The 19,316-nt window shown below is 71.3% G+C and carries 15 protein-coding genes; 8 read left to right on the top strand and 7 right to left on the bottom strand.

All coding sequences use genetic code 11. The annotated features are described in order from the left end of the window. Window positions 1–82: 82 nt before the first annotated feature. The gene (locus FM125_RS05080; protein WP_245829825.1) at window positions 83–622 is read left to right on the top strand and encodes an ABC transporter permease; all 540 of its coding nucleotides are present in this window, start codon (window positions 83–85) and stop codon (window positions 620–622) included. Window positions 623–898: 276 nt separating this feature from the next. Here the strand turns inward: FM125_RS05080 and FM125_RS05075 are convergent, their stop codons facing one another. The 4 genes from FM125_RS05075 to FM125_RS05060 all read right to left on the bottom strand — a co-directional run bounded on the left by FM125_RS05075 (window position 899) and on the right by FM125_RS05060 (window position 6,850). After that, window positions 899–2,050: a VIT1/CCC1 transporter family protein gene (locus tag FM125_RS05075; protein WP_067190455.1), complete on the bottom strand. Its 1,152-nt coding sequence runs from the start codon at window positions 2,048–2,050 to the stop codon at window positions 899–901. A 299-nt stretch (window positions 2,051–2,349) separates the two neighbouring features. Then, window positions 2,350–3,714, bottom strand: a complete 1,365-nt coding sequence (locus FM125_RS05070) for an aspartate aminotransferase family protein (RefSeq protein ID WP_087133841.1) — start codon at window positions 3,712–3,714, stop codon at window positions 2,350–2,352. 218 nt (window positions 3,715–3,932) lie between these two features. Further along, the gene (locus tag FM125_RS05065) at window positions 3,933–5,126 is read right to left on the bottom strand and encodes an alcohol dehydrogenase catalytic domain-containing protein (protein WP_087133840.1); all 1,194 of its coding nucleotides are present in this window, start codon (window positions 5,124–5,126) and stop codon (window positions 3,933–3,935) included. A gap of 227 nt (window positions 5,127–5,353) precedes the next feature. Then, window positions 5,354–6,850 carry a sodium:solute symporter family protein gene (locus tag FM125_RS05060; protein ID WP_087133839.1) on the bottom strand — a complete coding sequence of 499 codons (1,497 nt, stop codon included), beginning with the start codon at window positions 6,848–6,850 and terminating at the stop codon, window positions 5,354–5,356. A gap of 196 nt (window positions 6,851–7,046) precedes the next feature. Here FM125_RS05060 and FM125_RS05055 point away from each other — a divergent pair, with 196 nt between their 5' ends. From FM125_RS05055 to FM125_RS05030, 6 genes are all read left to right on the top strand, one after another. Continuing rightward, the gene (locus FM125_RS05055) at window positions 7,047–8,387 is read left to right on the top strand and encodes a purine-cytosine permease family protein (RefSeq protein WP_087133838.1); all 1,341 of its coding nucleotides are present in this window, start codon (window positions 7,047–7,049) and stop codon (window positions 8,385–8,387) included. 5 nt (window positions 8,388–8,392) lie between these two features. After that, entirely contained in the window at window positions 8,393–9,094 is a 702-nt protein-coding gene (locus FM125_RS05050; protein WP_281251968.1) for a cyclase family protein, read from the top strand. After that, window positions 9,091–9,660: an XRE family transcriptional regulator gene (locus tag FM125_RS05045; protein WP_087133836.1), complete on the top strand. Its 570-nt coding sequence runs from the start codon at window positions 9,091–9,093 to the stop codon at window positions 9,658–9,660. The genes FM125_RS05050 and FM125_RS05045 overlap by 4 nt, the downstream gene beginning before the upstream one ends. Before the next feature lie 73 nt (window positions 9,661–9,733). After that, on the top strand, window positions 9,734–10,741 hold the full coding sequence (gene speB, locus FM125_RS05040) for an agmatinase (protein ID WP_067190463.1): 1,008 nt from the start codon (window positions 9,734–9,736) through the stop codon (window positions 10,739–10,741). Beyond that, window positions 10,738–12,516 (top strand): thiamine pyrophosphate-binding protein, encoded by a 1,779-nt coding sequence (locus tag FM125_RS05035; RefSeq protein ID WP_087133835.1) that lies wholly within the window; start codon window positions 10,738–10,740, stop codon window positions 12,514–12,516. The genes speB and FM125_RS05035 overlap by 4 nt, the downstream gene beginning before the upstream one ends. A 180-nt stretch (window positions 12,517–12,696) precedes the next feature. Next, complete coding sequence (locus FM125_RS05030; RefSeq protein WP_087133834.1) at window positions 12,697–14,463, top strand: FAD-binding dehydrogenase; 1,767 nt, start codon at window positions 12,697–12,699, stop codon at window positions 14,461–14,463. An 82-nt stretch (window positions 14,464–14,545) separates the two neighbouring features. On the opposite strand, the gene FM125_RS05025 is transcribed toward FM125_RS05030, so the two are convergent. Both FM125_RS05025 and FM125_RS05020 read right to left on the bottom strand, forming a co-directional pair. Continuing rightward, window positions 14,546–15,052, bottom strand: a complete 507-nt coding sequence (locus FM125_RS05025; protein ID WP_425435787.1) for a pyridoxamine 5'-phosphate oxidase family protein — start codon at window positions 15,050–15,052, stop codon at window positions 14,546–14,548. A 52-nt stretch (window positions 15,053–15,104) separates the two neighbouring features. Continuing rightward, the gene (locus FM125_RS05020) at window positions 15,105–16,073 is read right to left on the bottom strand and encodes an inositol monophosphatase family protein (RefSeq protein WP_087133833.1); all 969 of its coding nucleotides are present in this window, start codon (window positions 16,071–16,073) and stop codon (window positions 15,105–15,107) included. A 164-nt stretch (window positions 16,074–16,237) separates the two neighbouring features. Here FM125_RS05020 and FM125_RS05015 point away from each other — a divergent pair, with 164 nt between their 5' ends. After that, window positions 16,238–18,355 carry an acyltransferase family protein gene (locus tag FM125_RS05015; RefSeq protein ID WP_180525359.1) on the top strand — a complete coding sequence of 706 codons (2,118 nt, stop codon included), beginning with the start codon at window positions 16,238–16,240 and terminating at the stop codon, window positions 18,353–18,355. Window positions 18,356–18,544: 189 nt separating this feature from the next. On the opposite strand, the gene FM125_RS11725 is transcribed toward FM125_RS05015, so the two are convergent. Then, on the bottom strand, window positions 18,545–19,015 hold the full coding sequence (locus tag FM125_RS11725) for a hypothetical protein (protein ID WP_143745223.1): 471 nt from the start codon (window positions 19,013–19,015) through the stop codon (window positions 18,545–18,547). Window positions 19,016–19,316: the final 301 nt, after the last annotated feature.

The raw sequence follows: 19,316 nt of genomic DNA, 5'->3' as shown, positions 1-19,316 counted from the left end.
TCCCCGGCGACCGCCGGACAGGGAAACCGATAGGAACGAAACCCAGGCCGATTCAGCTCTGATCCTGGTCACCGTGACCGCCATGGGCACTTACATCACGGCGACCACCACTCTGGCCTCCCGTCGCCAGAACCTGTTCCTGAAGCGTCTGAGGTCCACCGCGGCGAAAGACGCCTCCATCCTGAGCGGTCTCGTGCTGCCGGTCGCACTCGTGAATGTGATCCAGGCCGGCGTCATCGTCGCGGTTCTGTCTGCCGTGGGCACCCCTCCGGTGGGGGTCGCGGCCGTCGTGGCCGCCGTCGTCGTCCTGGAGTTGATGTTCGTGGGCGCAGCCATCGCGACGGCGGGTCTCACCAACTCCCCGGACCGCGCGCAGGTGACCACGCTGCCCCTGTTCGTGGTCGTCCTCGGCGCGGCCATGTGGGTCGGTCTGACGGGCACGGAGGAGCTCACCGCGGTCAAGCGCCTGCTCCCCGGCGGTGCCGTGACCGAGCTCATCATCGAGGGATGGAGCGGCATGGCCCTGCATGAGACCGTCAGCCTGCTGCTGCCGAGCCTGGCCTTCGTCGTTGCGGCCTTCGCCGCGGCGAAGAGCACGTTCCGGTGGGAGCCGCGGTCATGAGGCCCGCACGGCCGCCTTCCGCTCCCGGAATCCTCTCGACTCAGCGGCCCGCTCCTCGAGCATGTCCGGTGCGCGGCCAGGGCTGAAGCCGGCTGCGAAGCGCAGAGTGAGGGCAGGACACGGTGCGAAGCGCGCAGAGTGAGGGCAAGACACGGTGTTGAGATTGAAAAACGTGACCGTGTCGTATCCCCAAAGCGCGGGGTCTTATCCCCAAAGCGCGGGGTCTTATCCCCAAAACGCCAGGGCCTCAGGCCCAAGAGCCAGGAGGGCGGGTGCTCAGCCCACCTGGGCGCCGAAGAGCAGGCCCAGCACATAGGTGACGCCGGCGGCGCCGAAGCCGATGGCGAGCTGACGCAGCGCGCGGGCCATCGGGGAGGAACCAGAGAGCACGCCCACCACGCCGCCGGTGAACAGCAGAGCGCCGCCCACCAGCACCAGCGCGAGCACGAGGGCGGTCATACCGGCCAAGCCGAACAGGTACGGGAGGATCGGGATGAGCGCGCCCACGGCGAAGAAGCAGAAGGACGAACCGGCGGCGGTCCAGGCCGAGCCGATCTCCGCGTAGTCGTCGGAATGGTCCACCGGGCCCTTCGAGCCGTCCGGGCGGGCGGAGTACTTCGGGTTGCAGTCGCAGTTCAGGTAGCCGAGGCGCTCGAGGGCGCGGTGCTTGGCGTCCTCCTCGGACATCCCGCGGGCGAGGTAGACGAGTTCGAGCTCGTTGGCGTCGATGTCCAGGTACTCGGCGGCCTCCAGGGTCACGTGGGTGGGAGAGGATGCCTCCAGCAGTTCGCGCTGGGAGCGGACGGACACGAATTCCCCGGCCGCCATGGACAGGGCACCGGCCAGCAGGCCGGCCACACCGGTGAACAGCACCACGGAGGGTGCCACACCGGTGGCCCCGATGCCCATCACCAGGGCCAGGTTGGACACGAGGCCGTCATTGGCGCCGAACACGGCGGCACGGAAGGAGCCGGCCAGCTGCTCACGGCCCCGGGCGGCAAGGCCGCGCACGACCTCCTCGTGGATCGCCTCGTCCGCGGCCATGCCCTCCGGCACGTCCGAGTCCTTGGCGTAGGGGCTGTCCGACTCGGCGCGCTGGGCCAGGGCCAGCACGAACACGGAGCCGAAGATGCGGGCGAGCCACCGCAGCAGCAGACGGTGGAAGGAGGGCCGCGGCGGGTTCTCCGCGTGCTTCCCGAGCAGGGTGCGCCAGTGCTGTTCGTGGCGCTTCTCCGCCTCCGCCAGGCCGAGCAGGATCTCGCGCTCCACGCCGTGGCGGCGGGCGGCGATGTCCCGGTAGATCTGGCCTTCGGCGATCTCGTCCGCGAGGTAGCGGCGCCAGCGGCGGATCTGCTGGGGCGTGGGGGCCGCCGAAGCCGCGGCAGCGGTGGCGTCGGCGGAGTCCGGGCCGTCGGTGGACGTGGACATGCAGTCTCTCCTGGGGAGTCGCGGTGGGGCGCCGGGACCCGGCGCACGCGGTGCCTGTGGCGCGGTCTGTCCAGGCCGCGGGCACCGGTCCATCCTAGACCCGCGCCCTGCGTGCCCGACCTGCGTGCCCGCCCGGCGTGCGCGTACCTGGCTTGCGTGTCCTGGCCCGCCCGGCGTGCCCCTGCCGGAAGCCGGCCCAGGGCACCCCGCGCGCCCGTGCCCGGCAACCAGCGCCGCACCCGTTCCGTAAGCCAGCACCGGGCGCTCGTCCTGTCAGCCAGCGCCGGGCACCCGTCCTGTCAGCCGATCGCCTCGTCCGCCACACGGAGCGCCTCGTCCAGCACGTCCAGGCCGGTGTGCAGGTCCTCGTCGGACATGTTCAGCGGCGGGGCCAGGTGGATGCGGTTGAAGTTGGCGAACGGCAGCACGCCGCCGGCCTTCAGGGCGCCGACCACCCTGTTCATCTCCTCCGAGGACCCGCCGTAGGGTGCCAGCGGTTCCTTGGTCTGCCGGTCCTTCACCAGCTCCACGGCCCAGAAGGCGCCGAGGCCGCGGACGTCGCCCACGGACGGGTGCTTCTCCTTGATCTCGGCCAGGCGCGGGGCGAAGACCTCCTCACCCATCCGCTTCGCGTTCTCCACCATGCCCTCCTCGCGCATGGCGCCGATGGTGGCCACGGCGGCGGCGCAGGCCAGCGGGTGGCCGGAGTAGGTGAGTCCGCCGGGGTAGACGCGCTCGCCGAAGGTCGTGCGGATCGCCTCGGAGACGATGACGCCGCCGAGCGGGACGTAGCCGGAGTTGACGCCCTTGGCGAAGGTGATCAGGTCCGGGTCCAGGTCCCAGTGGTCCAGGGCGAACCAGGCGCCGGTGCGGCCGAAGCCGACCATGACCTCGTCCGCGATGAACATGATTCCGTGGCGCCGGCACAGCTCCCGGGCGCCGCGGAGGTATCCGGCCGGCGGGACGTAGACGCCGGCCGAGCCCGGCACGGTCTCCAGGATCAGCGCGGCGATGGTGTCCGGGCCCTCCAGCAGGATGGTGTGCTCCAGGTGCTCCAGCGCGCGTTCGGCCTCTTCCTCCTCGGTCTCGGCGTGGAAGTAGGAGCGGTACGGGTAGGAGGGCAGGAAGCGGACGGCGCCCTCGGTGGCGAGGTCGTTGGACCAGCGGCGTGGGTCCCCGGTGACGTTCACGGCCAGGTTCGTGCCGCCGTGGTAGCTGCGGTAGGCCGAGAGGACCTTGTGGCGGCCGGTGTGCAGGCGGGCCATGCGGATGGCGTGCTCGTTGGCGTCCGCACCGGCGTTGGTGAAGAACACGTGCTCCATGCCCTCCGGGGCCAGCTCGGCGACGAGCCGTGCGGCCTCGGATCGGGCGTCGTTCACGTGGGCCGGGGCGATGGTGCAGATCTTCGCGGCCTGCTCCTGGATCGCCTTCACCACGGCGGGGTGCTGGTGCCCGATGTTCGTGTTGACCATCTGCGAGGAGAAGTCGAGCATGCGGTGCCCCTCGCCGTCCCAGACGGCTGAGCCCTCGGCGGCCACCACGGTCATGGGGTTCAGCGTGTCCTGGGCGGACCAGGAGTGGAATACGTGGGCGCGGTCCAGTTCGGCGGCGCGGCGGCCGGCGGCCTTCAGCTCCTCGGTGACGGGTCCGGTGGTCGGTGACATGGGTCCTCCTGCATGCGGGGGCGATGCACTCACGAGTATGACCCTGGTCACGTCCGCCCGGACAGAGGTGACCGTTCCTCGGATGGGGTAGGGGCCGTCGTCGGGAAGGAGGACGCTTCCCGACGACGGCCCCTCGCCTCACGGACGGAGCCTCACCGGCCGCCGGGCACGCTGCTGCACGCAACCTGATCTGCAGGCGGCGGCTCGTGCCTGCGCGCTCAGCGGGTGATCATGCCGTGGGGGTCGATGATGAACTTGTCCACGGAACCCTGGTCGAACTCCGCATAGGCCTGGGGTGCCTCGTCCAGGCTGATGACGCGCGGGTTGACCATCTCCGTCAGGTACGGCATCCGGTCCCACAGGATGGACATCATCAGCTGGCGGTTGTAGCGCATGATGGGCGCCTGGCCGCCGATGATGTGGGGCGACTTGATCCAGGCCTTGCCGAAGTCCACCGGGAAGGTGCCCTCCTGCTCGGCCTTCGTCTCCGCGATCGGGTCCGGCCCGTAGATGCCGATGATGCCCGTGGCGCCGCCCGGACGGGTGATGTCCAGGACCTGGTTCACGGCGGCGATCGGCTGCATCTCATCGGACGCGGAGCCCAGGCCGTGGGCCTCGGAGCCGACGCAGTCCACCGCGCAGTCCACCATCGGCTCGCCGAGGATGTCGTTCACGGCGTCCTGCAGGTTCTCCGTGGTGGACAGGTCAATGGTCTCGCAGCCGTGCTTGCGCACCAGCTCCAGTCGCGCGGCGTCCTGGTCACCCACGATGATGCACGAGGCGCCCAGCAGCCGAGCGGCGGCCGCGGCGCACCGGCCCACGGGGCCGGCACCGGCGATGTAGACGGTGGAGCCGGGCTTGGCGCCGGCCTCCATGAGGCCGTGGAACGCCGTCGGGAGGATGTCCGAGAGCACGGCCAGATCCAGGATCTTCTCCATCGCCTGCTCCTGGTCCGGGAAGCGCAGCAGCTGGAAGTCGGCGTACGGCACGAACAGGTACTCGGCCTGTCCGCCCTGGAAGCCGCCCAGATTGAAGCCGTAGGCGGCGCAGGCCTGGTCCGGGTTGGCGGTCTCGCAGATCTCGGTCCGGCCGGCGCGGCAGTTGCGGCAGCGGCCGCAGGCCACGTTGAACGGCACGGAGACGAGGTCGCCCTCCTGCAGGAACTGGACGTCGCTGCCGACCTCCAGCACCTGGCCGGTCATCTCGTGACCCAGCACCATGCCCTCGGGCACGGGGAAGGACCCGCGGTAGATGTGCAGGTCGCTGCCGCAGATGTTGGTCGCGACGATCTTGAGGATGACGCCGTGCGGGGCGGCGGAGCCGTCAGGCATCTGCAGGGTGGGGAAGTCCAGCTCGTCGACGCGCACGTCCTTGATGCCGTGGAATGCCACGGCGCGGTTCTTGGTGGTCATGAAACTGCTGCCTTTCTGTCTCCAGCGAGGCCCGGGTGAGGCAGGAGACGGGGCGAACCCGAGGGGGAGTCCCAGTCCCGGGCTGTACGGACACACTAGGGGCCGGGGGGAGCCTGGGGGAAGGGTCGCCCGCCGCCGCCGCCGCCCGCCGCACCGGTCACCTGGCCTCGGCCACCGTGCGGGCGTCGGAGGATCACAGGCCCCGGGGTCGTCGGCCAGCGGCACTCTCAGACCGCGGGGCCGACGCCGTGGCGGGAGCGCACCCGCCAGGCCTCGAGGACCGCGGGGTCGGTGGGCCGGGTCATCAGGCTGAGGAGGACGTACACGACGGCGGAGGCGGCCAGGCCGACGTAGATCGGCTCGTTCGCGAAGACCCCCTCGAAGGGCTCGGCCGCGTTCAGCTCGAGCCAGCCCATGGTGCCGAGGGTGCCCACCGTACCGACCACCATGGACCACAGGGCCGCCGTGCCGGTGCCGCGCTTCCACACGAGGCCGCCGACGATCGCGACGAACAGGCCGCCCACGAGGATGTCGTACGCGATGGTCAGGGCCGCCACCACGTCCGGGACGACGATCGCCAGCCCCAGCACGACGGCGCCGAGCAGCAGCACCCAGCCGCGGTTCGAGGCGAGCTCCGCCGTGGTCTCCGTGGCCGCGTCCTCGGTGGTGACGCCGTCCTCGGAGGCGGTGGCCTCGCCGCGGAGGATCGGGAGGATGTCGGTGCGCATCACGGTCGAAGCCGCGATGATCGCCCCCGAGGCGGTGGACATCATGGCCGCGACGGCGGCCGCCAGGGCCACGCCGCCCACGCCGACGGGCAGCAGGTTCTGGGCGACCCACGCGAACACGTCGTCCGTGGTGGCGATGTCCGCGGTCACCGTGCGCGCGGCCATGCCGATCAGGGCGCCGGCGACGCCGTAGACGATGCAGTACAGCCCCGCGGTGGCGCCGCCGATCTGGGCCACGCGCGGGGAGCGGGCCGTGAACACGCGCTGCCAGACGTCCTGGCCGATCAGCAGGCCGAGGGTGTAGATCACGAAGTAGGTGACGATCGACTGCACGCCGATCCCGTCCCAGCGGAAGAACTCGGCGCCCAGGCGTTCCTGCATGGCACCCCAGCCGCCGGCGTTGGCCAGGGAGAGGGGGAGCATGAGGGCGAACAGGCCGATGGTCATGATGAGGAACTGGGCCATGTCCGCCAGGGTGATGGACCACATGCCGCCGAGCACGGAGTAGGCCAGCACGATGCCGCCGCCCACCAGGACGGACAGCCAGCGGTCCCAGCCGAAGAGCACCACGAAGATCGACGCGTAGGCGCCCGTGGAGGTGGCGGCGAGCATGAGCGTGTAGGCGAGCATCACGAAGGAGGAGGCGTGGGAGGCCCCGCCACGGCCGTACCGCAGGCGGAGCATCTGCGAGACGGTGTAGATCTTCAGACGGGCCAGGATCGGGGCGAACGCCACCGACAGGATGAGTACGCCGACGCCGATGGCGGCCACGAGCCACGCGCCGGAGAGCCCGAACTCGTAGCCCAGGCCGACGCCGCCCACGGTGGCGGCGCCGCCGAGCACGACGGCGGCCATGGTGCCGGTGAACAGCACCGGCCCGAGGCGGCGGCCCGCCACGAGGTAGTCCTCCGAGCTGGCGGCGCGGGTCTTGCCCCACCAGCCGAAGGCGAGCATGCCGACCAGGTAGACGGCGACGATGGTCAGGTTGAGGGTCACGGGCGGTCCTTGGGGCGAGGGGATCCACGGCGCCGGGGATGCGGAGGCGCTGTGGGCGGGCGGGGCGCGACCAGCGTGTTGCCGATCACACGATCAGGGTCTACGGTAAACATATGTTGTCCATCGGGCAACATGCCGTCCAGGGTGACGGGGCGCAGGCTCCGGGCCGAGAGAACGAGAGAAGAGAGGAGCGCGTGTGTCCGAGCAGGTCGTCCAGACGCCGCCCCGCGGCACCGTGAGCACGCTCCGCATGCTCCTGATCTGGCTGGCCGCCAACCTCGTGGTCACCACCCTCCTGACGGGAACCCTCTTCCAGCCCGGGGTCTCCTATGCCACCGCCTTGACAAGCATCGTGCTCGGCACCGTCCTCGGCGCCCTCGTCCTGGTGGGGGTCGGGGTCATCGGTGCCCGCACCGGTCTGCCCACCATGGCGCTGACCCGTGCGGCCTTCGGCCACCGCGGATCTCTGTTGCCGGTGACGTTCAACGTGGTGGTCCTGATGGGGTGGTCCTGGGTGCAGGCCATGCTGGCCGGTCTCGCGGTGGACGCCCTGGTGTTCGCGGCCACCGGATTCTCCTCGCCGTTGCTCTTCGCGGTCCTGTGCCAGCTCGTCGTCGTGGCCCTGGCGATCCTCGGGCACGAGGGCATCGCGCGGATCGAACCCTGGCTCGCCCTCGTGATGCTCGCCGTGATGGGCGGGATCTTCGTCACCGCCTTCCGTGCCCACGGCCCGGCCGAGCTGGCGTCGATCCCGGTGGACCCCGCCGTCGGGCTGACTCCCGCCCTCGCCTTCGATCTCGTCTTCGCCACGGCCATCTCGTGGACCGTCCTCTCCGCCGACATCACCCGGAACGCGAGCACCCCGCGCGCGGCCGCGCTGGGCTCTGGCATCGGCTACACCCTGTCCACCGTCATCGCGATGAGCCTGGGCCTCACGGCCTTCGCTCATGTGCTCCTGGGCGACGCCGCGGCCACCCCGTTCGATCCGGCGACCCTCGTCGCGGCTTTCGGATGGCCGCTGGCCGTGGTGATGTTCCTCTCGGTCATGGCCACGAACACGATGGTGGTCTACGGGATGGCGACGTCGGTCACCCACGCCTCGCTGAGCCGGCCCCTTCCGTTCGTGCCCGTCGCCCTGGTGCTCGGCGCGGTGAGCGTCATCGGTGCGATGTGGTTCGACCTGCTCACCCGCTTCACCGATTTCCTTGCGCTGATCGGCACCTTCTTCGTGCCGGTATTCGCTGTGATCCTCGTGGACTACGTGCTCCAGGGCCGCCGCATCACCCTGGACGTGCTCGTGGCCCGTGGCCCGCGCGCCTGGTTCCGCGGGGGAGTCCACTGGCGAGCAGTCGCCGTGTGGGCCGTCGGCGCCGCGACGTCGTGGCTGCTCACGGACGTGTTGCCCAGTCCCGTCGGTGCCACCGTCCCGGTGTTCCTCCTGAGCGCCCTTCTCTACGCCTTGCTCGCCTGGCCGCGTCACCGGCCGGAGGCCCGCCCCGAGGCCGGCGCGTCGATCGAGGGACGCCGTGGCGCCTGACTCCGTTGCCCCCCCTGCTCCTCTCGCGCCCCCTGGAGGACCGCATGCCCGTGTACCCGGGTGATCCGAGTGTGCGTATCCGTCCCGCCCTCACCGTCGCCCAGGACGGGGTCGCGGTCATGGCCCTCGCGATCGGCTCGCATGCCGGCACCCACGTGGACGCCGCGTGCCACACCGTGCCGGGCGGCCGCACCGTCGAGGGGCTGACCTGGGACGAGCTGTGCGGGGATGCCCTCGTCCTCGGTCTGGTCGGGCTCGGCTCCGGGGAGTCGATCTCCGCCGTGCGCTTGGCCCCCCTCCTGCCTGGCACAGATGCGCGGACGCCCCCCCGACTCCTGCTGGCCACGGGCTGGGATCGACACTGGCGCGACGACCTCCTCCGCGCGCGTCATCCCTTCCTCACAGGAGAGGCCGCGGCCATGCTGTGGGATCGTGGCATCCGTCTGTTAGGGGTGGACATGCTCAGTCCCGATCCCACCGGGCTCGCCGGTGAGCCCGACTTCCCGGCCCACGCGATCTTCCTCGGTGGCGACGGGATCCTCGTCGAGAACCTCGTGGGGCTGGACGCGCTCCGCCCCGCAGGAGCGGCGCCGAGCACTGACTGGTCCGCCCGCCTCCGGCTCGAGGTGCATCCGCTGCCCCTGGCCGGGGGCGACGGCGCCCCGGCCCGCGTCCTCGCCTGGCCGACGTCGGGAGGAACGCGATGAAGGCCCTCCCGCTCGAGACCGCACCGGCCCAGGCCTTGATCGGCCGCCGGCTGCGCGCGCTGCGCGAGGCGCGGCGGCTCACCGTGGCCCAGCTGGCCGAGGCGGCCGGCGTCAGCAAGGGCTTCCTCTCCCGCCTCGAGCGGGACCTGACGAGTCCGTCCGTGAGCACGCTCGTGACCCTGTGCCAGGTGCTCGGCGCGAGCCCGGGCGACGTCCTGGACGCGCCCGAGGTGACGGTCGTGCGCCTCGCCGACGCCCCCGCGGTCAGCCTCGGCGGCGAGGGCATCCGCGAGCGCCTGATCACCCCGCGCGGCAGTCGCGACCTGCAGATCCTGCGCGCTGACATCGCGCCGCACGGCCGCGGGGAGACGGAGCTGTACACCGTGGACTGCCGCGTGGAGGCGGTGCACGTGGTCACCGGCCGCCTCGAGCTGCGGACCACCGAGGCCGTGCACCTGTTGGAGGAGGGGGACACCGTCACCTTCCCCGGCCGCGAGCCTCACTCGTGGGCCAATCCGGACGACCGCCCCGCCGTCGTGCTGTGGACCCTCGTGGGCCACGCGTGAACCGTGCGGCACGCCCGCGCCGGACAGACCAGACCGACCAGAACGAACCGAACCGCCCAGAGAGGACATCCAGATGCTCGAGATCCCCCGCGTCGAGGAGAACGGCCGCCTCGGCCCCGTGAACTCCGCCCTCGTGCCCCGCTTCGGCGGCGCCCCCACCTACGCCCTGCTGCCGCGCCTGGACGAGGCACAGGCCGCCGGCATCGACCCGGAGATCAAGGTGGTCGGCGTGCCGTTCGACGCCGGCGTCTCCTACCGCCCGGGCGCCCGCTTCGGCTCCGGCCACGTCCGCCAGTCCTCCCGCCTGCTGCGCCCGTACAACCCCGCCACGGACACCTCCCCGTTCGCCCAGGCCCAGGTGGTGGACGCCGGGGACATGGCCGTGAACCCCTTCAACATCAACGAGGCCATCGAGATGATCCAGCAGGACGCCATGGACCTCACCGAGGACGGCTCCTCGCTGATGACCATCGGCGGCGACCACACCATCGCCCTGCCGCTGCTGCGCGCCGCCTCCGCCCGCGCCGGTGAGCCGGTGGCCCTGCTGCACTTCGACGCCCACCTGGACACCTGGGACACCTACTTCGGTGCCGAGTACACCCACGGCACCCCGTTCCGCCGTGCGGTGGAGGAGGGCATCCTGGACACCGAGGCGATCTCCCACGTCGGCACCCGTGGTCCGCTGTACGGCAAGAAGGACCTGGACGAGGACCACCGTCTCGGCTTCGGCATCGTCACCTCCTCCGACGTCTTCAGGAAGGGTGTGGACGAGGTCGTAGACGCCCTGCGCCAGCGCATCGGCGACCGCCCGCTGTACATCTCCGTGGACATCGACGTGTTGGACCCGGCCCACGCCCCGGGCACCGGCACCCCGGAGGCCGGCGGCATGACCTCCCGCGAGCTGCTGGAGATCCTGCGCGGCCTGCGCGGCATGAACCTCGTCGGCGCCGACGTGGTGGAGGTCGCCCCGGCCTATGACCACGCCGAGATCACCGGTGTGGCCGCCTCCCACGTCGCCTATGACCTGATCACCCTGATGGCCGACCGTCGTGCCGAGCAGGCACAGGAGGAGACCGCATGAACGCCGCAGACGCCCCGCGCCGCAACGGAGGGGACCTCGCCGTCGAGACCCTCACCGCGCTCGGTGCACGCACCGTGTTCGGCATCCCGGGCCAGCACGCCCTGGGCCTGTTCGATGCGCTGTCCCGCTCCTCGCTGGAGTTCGTCTCCAACCGCGTGGAGAACAACGCCGCGTTCGCCGCGGACGGCTACGCCCGCGCCACCGGCGAGGTCGGTGTGCTGTTCCTGTCCACCGGCCCCGGCGCCCTGACCTCCCTGGCCGGCCTGCAGGAGGCCTACGCCACGGGCATTCCCATGGTGGTCATCGCCTCCCAGATCCCGCTCTCGGGCCTGGGCGCCCGCCGCAAGGGCATGATCCACCAGCTGGACGACCAGAAGGCCTCGGCCAAGAACGTCACCAAGGCCCAGCACACCGTCCACCACGCCTCCGGCATCCCCTCGGCCATCCAGGACGCCTGGGCCGAGGCCATCACCGTGCCCCAGGGGCCGGTGTGGGTGGAGATCCCGCAGGACGTGCTGCTCGGCGAGGTCCAGGTCCCGCCGGTGCGCGACGCGCTCGCCGTGCCCTACGAGCACCCGCCGCGTGCGGAGCTCGTGGAGGAGGCCGCCCGCTGGCTCGGCGGCGCCGAGAAGGTCGCGGTCGTCGCCGGCGGCGGTGTGCGCCGCTCCGGCCGTGGGGCGATGGAGTCCTTGAAGCAGGTCGCCGAGCATTTGCAGGCCCCGGTGGTCTGCTCGCCCGGCGGCAACACCGCGTTCCCCTGGGAGCACCCGCTGTCCCTGGGTGCGTGGGTGGAGGACCGCTACGTGACCGAGGTCCTGGAGGAGGCCGACGTGCTCCTCGTGGTCGGCTCGTCCCTGGGCGAGGTCACCTCGAACTACTTCACCCTGGAGCCGCGCGGCCGCCTGATCCAGATCGACGCGGAGCCGCGTGTGCTGGAGACCAACCACCCGACCCTCGGCATCCGTGCGGACGCCGGTTCGGCCCTGGCCGCCCTGGCCGCCGCCCTGCGTGGGGAGGTCCTCGAGCCGCACCCGTACCTCGAGGGCCTCAACGTCCTGGGCATGAAGTCGATCTCCACCGAGCTTGCCGTGCCGGCGCGCGAGGCCGACGCCGCCGCCTGGGGCGGGAAGTCCGCCCGGCAGAAGGTGGCCGAGGTCAACGCCCGCGTGACCGCACGCCTGGACGCGCAGGACCTGAGCCGTGAGCGGCAGTTCATGGAGGACATCCGCGCCGCTGTGCCGGAGTCCATGCAGACCTTCTGGGACATGACGATCGCCGCGTACTGGGGCTGGAACTGCTGGGACGCCCGGTCCGGGCAGTTCCACTCCGCGCAGGGCGCCGGCGGCCTCGGCTACGGCTTCCCCGCCGCCTTCGGCGGTGCGCTCGGGCTGGCGCAGCAGGGCAAGACCGGCATCGACGGCCGCGTGCTGGCCGTGGCCGGCGACGGCTCCTCGATGTACTCCATCGCCGAACTCGCCGCCGCCCGGCAGCACAACGCCGCGGTCACCTGGCTGATCATCGACGACGGCGGCTACGGCATCCTCCGTGAGTACATGGAGGGCGCCTTCGGCCAGGCCACTGCCACCGAGCTGGACCGCCCGGACTTCGCGAAGCTGGCCGAGTCCTTCGGCATCCCGGCCGAGACCGTGGCCGTGGAGGACGTCCGCGAGGCGCTCGAGCGGAACCTCGCCGCCGAGGGCCCGAACGTGGTGGTCGTGCAGACCACGCTCGCCATGTGGGCCCCGAGCCACCTCGGCGAGGCCCCGGAGGTCTGACCCTTTCGGGGCCTCGGAACACGTTCCGGAGCCTTCCCCGACGACCCACGGCCGGCACCCCTGCGGAGGGGTGCCGGCCGTGGGTCCACGAGGCGGACGGTACCGGGTGCCCGTCCACGGGGCGGACGGTACCGGGCTCCGGATTCACTGCGTGATCCATCTCTCATCTAGGCTCGGCCTATGAGCACTTCCGCCGCCGGCACCCCCAGCCATACCGGCCGTCACGACCCGACCTCCGCTTCCCTCCCCGCCTCCAGCACCCGCGGCGCGGACGCCGTGGTCCTGGGCCACGGCCTGGCCGGGCTGGTGGCCACGGTGGAGCTGCTGGAGGCCGGCCGACGCGTGGTGCTGGTGGACCAGGAGCGCGCCGCGGACCTCGGCGGCCAGGCGTACTGGTCCTTCGGCGGCCTGTTCCTGGTGGACTCCCCGGAGCAGCGCCGGCTGGGCGTGAAGGACTCCGTCGAGCTGGCCTGGTCCGACTGGCAGGCCACCGCCGGCTTCACCGGCCCGGAGGATGCTCTCCCGAAAGCCTGGGCGGAGGCCTATGTGCACTTCGCCCACCAGGAGAAGCGGGCGTGGCTGCGCGAGCGCGGCCACCGGCTGTTCCCGGTGGTCGGCTGGGCCGAGCGCAAGGTCCCGGCTCCGGGTGTGGGCGGCAACTCCGTGCCGCGCTTCCACATCAGCTGGGGCACCGGCCCGGGGGTGGTGGAGCCGTTCTCCCGCGTGGTGGAGCAGGCCGCCTTCGACGGCCGCCTCACCTATCTGCCCCGCCACCGCGTCACCGAGCTGCTCACCTCCGGCGGTGCCGTCACCGGCGTGGCCGGCCAGGTCCTGGCGGACGACGACGGCGCCCGCGGCACCGCCTCGAACCGCACCGTGGTGGGGGACTTCCGGATCGAGTCCGCGGCCGTGGTGGTGGCCACCGGAGGTGTGGGGGCGGACCATGAGCGGGTCCGGGAGGTCTGGCCGGACCGCCTCGGCCCGGCCCCGCAGGACATGCTCTCCGGCGTGCCCGCCTATGTGGACGGTTCCGGCATCACGGTGGCCGAGCGGGCCGGCGCCCGCCTGCTGCACCCGGACCGCATGTGGCACTACACCGAGGGCATCAAGAACTGGGACCCGATCTGGCCCGGCCACGGCATCCGCATCCTGCCCGGCCCGTCCTCGCTCTGGCTGGACGCCACCGGCCGGCGTCTGCCGCACCCGCGCTGGCCCGGCTTCGACACCCTCGGCACCCTCGGTGAGCTGCGCGGCGCCTCGGCCTCGGCACCGCAGCGCGCCCGCACGGACCCGGCCGGCGAGCACTCCTGGTTCGTGCTGAACCACAGGATCATCGGCAAGGAGTTCGCCCTGTCCGGGTCGGAGCAGAACCCGGATCTGACCGGCCGCTCCGTCCGCCAGGTCCTCGGCCGCGTCACCCAGGACATGCCGGGCCCGGTGCGCGACTTCCTGGAGAAGGGAGAGGACTTCGTCACCGCGGACACCGTCGGTGAGCTCGTGGCGAAGATGAACGCCCTGGTCCCGGAGGGGCCGAGGGTGGATGAGGCCGCCGTGCAGGCCGCCGTCGCCCAGCACGAGGCCGGCGCCGAGCGCCCCGGCGCGGACCCGCAGCTGGACGAGGTCCGCGCGGCCCGGAGGTACCTCGGGGACAAGCTGATCCGCACCGTGCCCCCGCACCGGCTGACCGATCCGAAGGCCGGCCCGCTGATCGCCGTGCGCCTGCACACCCTGACCCGCAAGACCCTCGGCGGCCTGCACACGGACCTGCACTCCCGTGCCTTGGACGCCGGCGGCCAGGTCATCCCGGGCCTGTATGCCGCGGGCGAGGCGGCCGGCTTCGGCGGCGGAGGCATGCACGGCTTCCGTGCGCTGGAGGGCACCTTCCTCGGCGGCTGCCTGTTCTCCGGCCGCACCGCCGGCAGGTCCGTGGCCGCCGAGACTGCCTGAGCCCGGCCTCCTTCACACGCAAGTTCACACGCAAGGCCCCGGTGAGCCTGTGCTCACCGGGGCCTTGCTGGTGTCCGGCTGATCAGTCGTTCGGGTGGGTGCCGTCGCGCTCCGGGTGGGTGCCGAAGGCGAAGTGACGGCCGGTCACAGAGGTGATGTCGATCTCCACGTAGAAGTCCTTGAGGGTGGGCACCCACGGGGCGATGCAGAGGGACTCGGCGTGGGCGATCTCCTCCTCGGTCTCCAGCCTGCGGGCGGTGCCGCGGGCCAGGACGGACCAGGCCTGGTCCGAGAGGATGCCGTCCGCCTGCAGCACCACGCTCGGGTTGATGGTCAGCTCGGCGAGCTTGGAGCCCGGCGCCGTGCGGAAGTAGGCCTTGCCCTCGCCCCAGGCGACGTTCACGGGCACGATGTCCGGCTCCCCGTTCACGGCCAGGCCGAGGCGGGCGTGCTGGGTGCGGCGCAGCAGCTTCCAGCACTGCTCCTCGGACAGGACCAGAACCGGCTCCCCGTCGGCGTGCTCGAACATCATCGGCGACCCCGAGTCGCGGGTGACGTTCATCATGGACGGCTTGTCGGTGTCAGTCATGCGGGGACCTCCTCGCTGCCTGTTCCCAGGCGATCTGGTTCCTCTCCCCAGTCTAGGTCCCGGCGGTGAGCCGCGTCCGGATGATGTCGTCCAGGACCCGCAGGGCTGTGGGGGCGCTCCGGCCCGGGGCCAGGGCCAGGGCGAACGGGGTCGTGTGGTCCCCGCCGACCCAGGTGCCGCCGGCGGCGCGCAGCAGGTGCACGCCGGCGGCCACGTCCCACGGCTTCGTGTCCACGTAGAGGGCCGCGTCCGCCCAGCCGGCCGCCGTGTACGCCAGCTCCAGGGCGCCGGAGACCGTCCGCCGGACCGTGGCGTACGTGCGCACCAGCTCGCCGAACCGCTCCAGCGCCGCCGACCCCTCCAGGGCCAGGGCCTCGCCGGCAGGGTAGGAGGTCACCAGGTTCAGGCCGTGCTCGCCGAGTGCCGCGTCCGGGGCCGGGCGGGACACCTCGGCCAGGGGACGTTCGTCCGTCACGACGACGGCAGCGGCCTCCGGCGCGTCGCTCGCCTTCTCGGAGCTGTCGGGGCAGGGCGGGACAGCGGTGTTGGGGGAGGACAGTCGGAGGTCGGCGAGCCAGGCGCCGGTGTGGTCCGAGGAGAACACCTGCCCGGCGGCCGGATCCGCGATCGCCGCGGCGACGAGCTCGCCGTCCACCTCCGCGGCGATCGAGACGGAGAACATCGCGAAGCCGTGCGTGAAGTTCGAGGTGCCGTCGATCGGGTCCACGATCCACCGCAGCGGATGGTGCGGGTCCCCGTGGGCGCCGGTCTCCTCGCCGAGGACCTGCGACCCCGGGACGGCGTCCGTCAGGGCGCGCACCAGTGCGGCCTCGGTGGCGCGGTCGTACTCGGTGACCAGGTCGTGGTGGTTGGTCTTCAGGCTCGGGTGGGCGGCCGTCGTCGGGACACAGGGGCCGGCGCGGAAGGCGGCCCGCAGGGCCGGCACGCACCCGGCGGCGGCGTCCACGGCGACTCGCCGCAGGACGGCGGGGGAGGGGGTGGAGGGCAGGTCGCGGGCCATGCGTCCACAGTAGTGAGACGTCGCACGAACGCGTGCACGCGCGGGCGCACTGTGAGATTCTTGGAGACTGTGGTCCGTCTCCGCCGGGGGCGGCCGCGCCCTCGTCCGTGCCGGAGCATCGCCCCGCGCGGGCGTTCCGTCCCCCGCACGTGAGGAGCGTCCCCTTGCCTCGTCCGGTCAACAAGTCTGCGGCCTACTATCCAGGTCTGGACGGTCTCAGGACGATCGCCGTGGGCCTCGTGGTCGCCTACCACATCGGCGTGCCCGGAACGAGCGGCGGCCTGCTTGGCGTCGGCGTCTTCTTCACGCTGTCCGGCTTCCTCATCACCATGCTCCTGCTCAACCGCTGGGAGAAGCACGGGGACCTGGACCTCAGGCACTTCTGGATCCGCCGCTTCCGCCGCCTGCTGCCGGCGGTGGTGCTGCTGCTGATCGTGGTGATGGTGGCCACCATGGTCGTCCACCCGGACAAGCTCGGGGACCGCGGCGAACAGGCGTTCTTCGCCCTGATCTACGTGGCGAACTGGCACACGATCTTCACCGGCGGCTCCTACTTCGAGCAGTTCGACGGGCCCTCCCCGCTGGACCACCTGTGGTCCCTGGCGGTGGAGGAGCAGTTCTACGTGGTGTGGCCGCTGCTGCTGCTCGGCATGCTCACCCTGTTCAAGGCCAAGAAGGACGGCGAGGGCACCGGGGCCGCGTTCGCGAAGGCCGCCGTGACCACCTTCGTGCTGGGCGCGCTCTCCTTCGTCCTGCTGGCGATGCTGGCCGACCCGACCGGCGACTCCACCCGCGCCTACGAGGGCACCGACACCCGCGCCGGCGGCCTGCTCTGGGGCGCCGTGCTGGCGATGCTGTGGCGGCCGAAGAAGGTCGCGAAGATCCAATCCGAGAAGGCCCTGTGGACCCTGGACATCCTGGGTGCGCTCGGCGTGGCCGGCATCCTCTACCTGGCCGCCACCACCGACCAGCTGGACCACAGCCTCTACACCTGGGGCATCGCCGCGCTGACGGTCTCCACGATCCTCGTGCTGATGCCGCTGATCCACGCCCAGTCCTGGACCAACCGGGTGCTCGGCATCGCGCCGCTGCGCTGGATCGGCGAGCGGTCCTACGGCATCTACCTGTGGCACATGCCTGTGGTCGCGTTCCTGCCGGAGCGCACCCTGTACGGCCAGGACGTGTGGCGCGGCCTGGTGGTCGTGGCGCTGACCGTGGTGTTGGCGGAGCTGTCCTGGCGGTTCGTGGAGGACCCGATCCGCCGGCACGGCTTCCTTCCGCTGATCACCGGCAAGGCCCAGCGCAAGGCCCGTGCCCAGCGCGCCGAGGTGTCTGAGGGCGACGTCCGTGCCTCCCGCGCCCAGGTGGAGCAGACCCCGGTGCCGAAGGTCGCCGGCCGCGGCGTGCTGGCCGCCGGATCCGTGGGCGTGACACTCCTGGCGATCGGCGCGATGGTCGGCATCGCCGCGTTGCCGCAGAAGTCCGTGGTGGAGATCGCCCGGGAGGAGCAGGCGAAGCAGGCCGAGACCTCCGCCGGGGAACCGGACGGCGAGGGTGCCGTGGCGTCGCCGACGCCGACGAAGCCCGTGGCCCGCCCCGCCGCGACCGAGACGTCCTGTGAGACCGTGGTCCACATCGGTGACTCCACGTCCATCGGCCCGTCCAACAACTCCCTGACCATGGTGAAAGACCCGGCCAAGCGCATCACCGCCCAGTACGAGGCCGTGGGCGTGCAGACCGTCGTCGAAGAGGTGGCCGGAGGCCGCTCCATGATCGAGACCCTCGAGCCGTCCGAGCTCAACCCCGGTGAGAAGGGCACCAACGCCCCGGACACCATGCGCGAGCACGCCGGCGAACTCGGCGAGAACGGCTGCTGGGTGGTCAACGTGGGCCTCAACGACGCCGCGAACATGGCCAGCCAGGACGACTTCTCCAGCACCGAAAAGCGCATCGCCGGCGTGATGGAGGCCTCCGAGGGCAAGCCCGTCCTCTGGGTCAACGGCATCACCATGCCGTGGACCAACAACCCGCACTACGCCAACGAGAACATCCAGAAGCTCAACGCGTCCCTGGTGGAGGCCACCGACCGGTACGACAACCTGCGCATCTACGACTGGTCCGCCGACGCCACCCCGCACCCCGAGTGGTTCCTGGAGAACGACGCGAACCACAACAACGCCGAGGGCTCCGAGGCCAAGGCCGAGCACATGGCCAAGGCTCTGGTGGCGGCGTTCCCGAAGGACGAGGACCCGGTGGAGGAGAAGGTCGTCCGCGTCGAGTGACGAGGCGTTGGGTCCCCGGCGTTTTCGTTCGGGAAACCGTCGAGTCCCGGGGCGCTTTCGTTCGGGAAACGGTCGAGTCCCGGGGCGCTTTCGCTGACGAAACGGGAGGCGCCCGGACGGGGACAGACGAGACGATCAAGGGCGGGACGAGCTGCAGCTCGTCCCGCCCTTGCGTGCTTTCCGGCCAACTCAGAGCAACGTCAGCTGGGCGACCCAGAGACCGTAGATCTGGGTGCTCGTCGTCTTGCCCTTGGCGTTCTTCTCCGTCGCCGGGATGTCCTCGACGAAGGCGAATCCGAATGCCTCCAGCAACCTCTGCGCTGGCACGTTGGACTGATGAACCACGGCCTGCACCAGCACCTCGGACGGCGCCGAGCCATCGACGTGGCCGGTGGCGTCGTCCGCGACGCAGTCGAGGGCCTCTGCGAGGACTTCATTGCCAAGCCGGGATCCCTGGCTCTCGAACGCGACGGCCATGAAATCGACTGTGTAGATCAGATGTCTTCCTGACGCATCGGCAGAGGCAACCGGTCCGCTGACGACGGTGACTCCCAGGAGGGCTCCCTCAGGCTCGGCGTATCCGAGCCTCATCCGCTTGTGTCGATTGCGCGCGAAGTTCCACCGGCGTAGAGACCTCTGGACTTCGAGCGCCCATGGCATGGAGTGGACCTTCTGCCGCCGAAACCTGTCGAAAGTCGTCCCGTTGGGATCGGCGCACGTGAAGGTCTTCAGATCACGGTGGTGCCGTGTACTGCCTTCGACCCATTTCATAGCGCCGGCAGCAGAAGGTCAGGAGCTCCGGAGTTTTGAGGAATCCACCGAGGGCGCCGCGGCGCGCAGTCGCTGAACGTAGGCAGGGTCCGAAAGCCGAGCGTGGGCGACCCTGAGGGCCTGCGAATATGCGGTCTTCTGCTCAGCGCGCTTGCGCTGGATCTTGCGCATGCGGGAGCTGACACGGTTC

The organism is Micrococcus lylae, from assembly GCF_900163825.1.
GTDB lineage: Bacteria > Actinomycetota > Actinomycetes > Actinomycetales > Micrococcaceae > Micrococcus > Micrococcus lylae.
The sequence above is the reverse complement of the archived record's forward strand: the minus strand, read 5'-3'. Positions and strand labels throughout refer to the sequence as shown.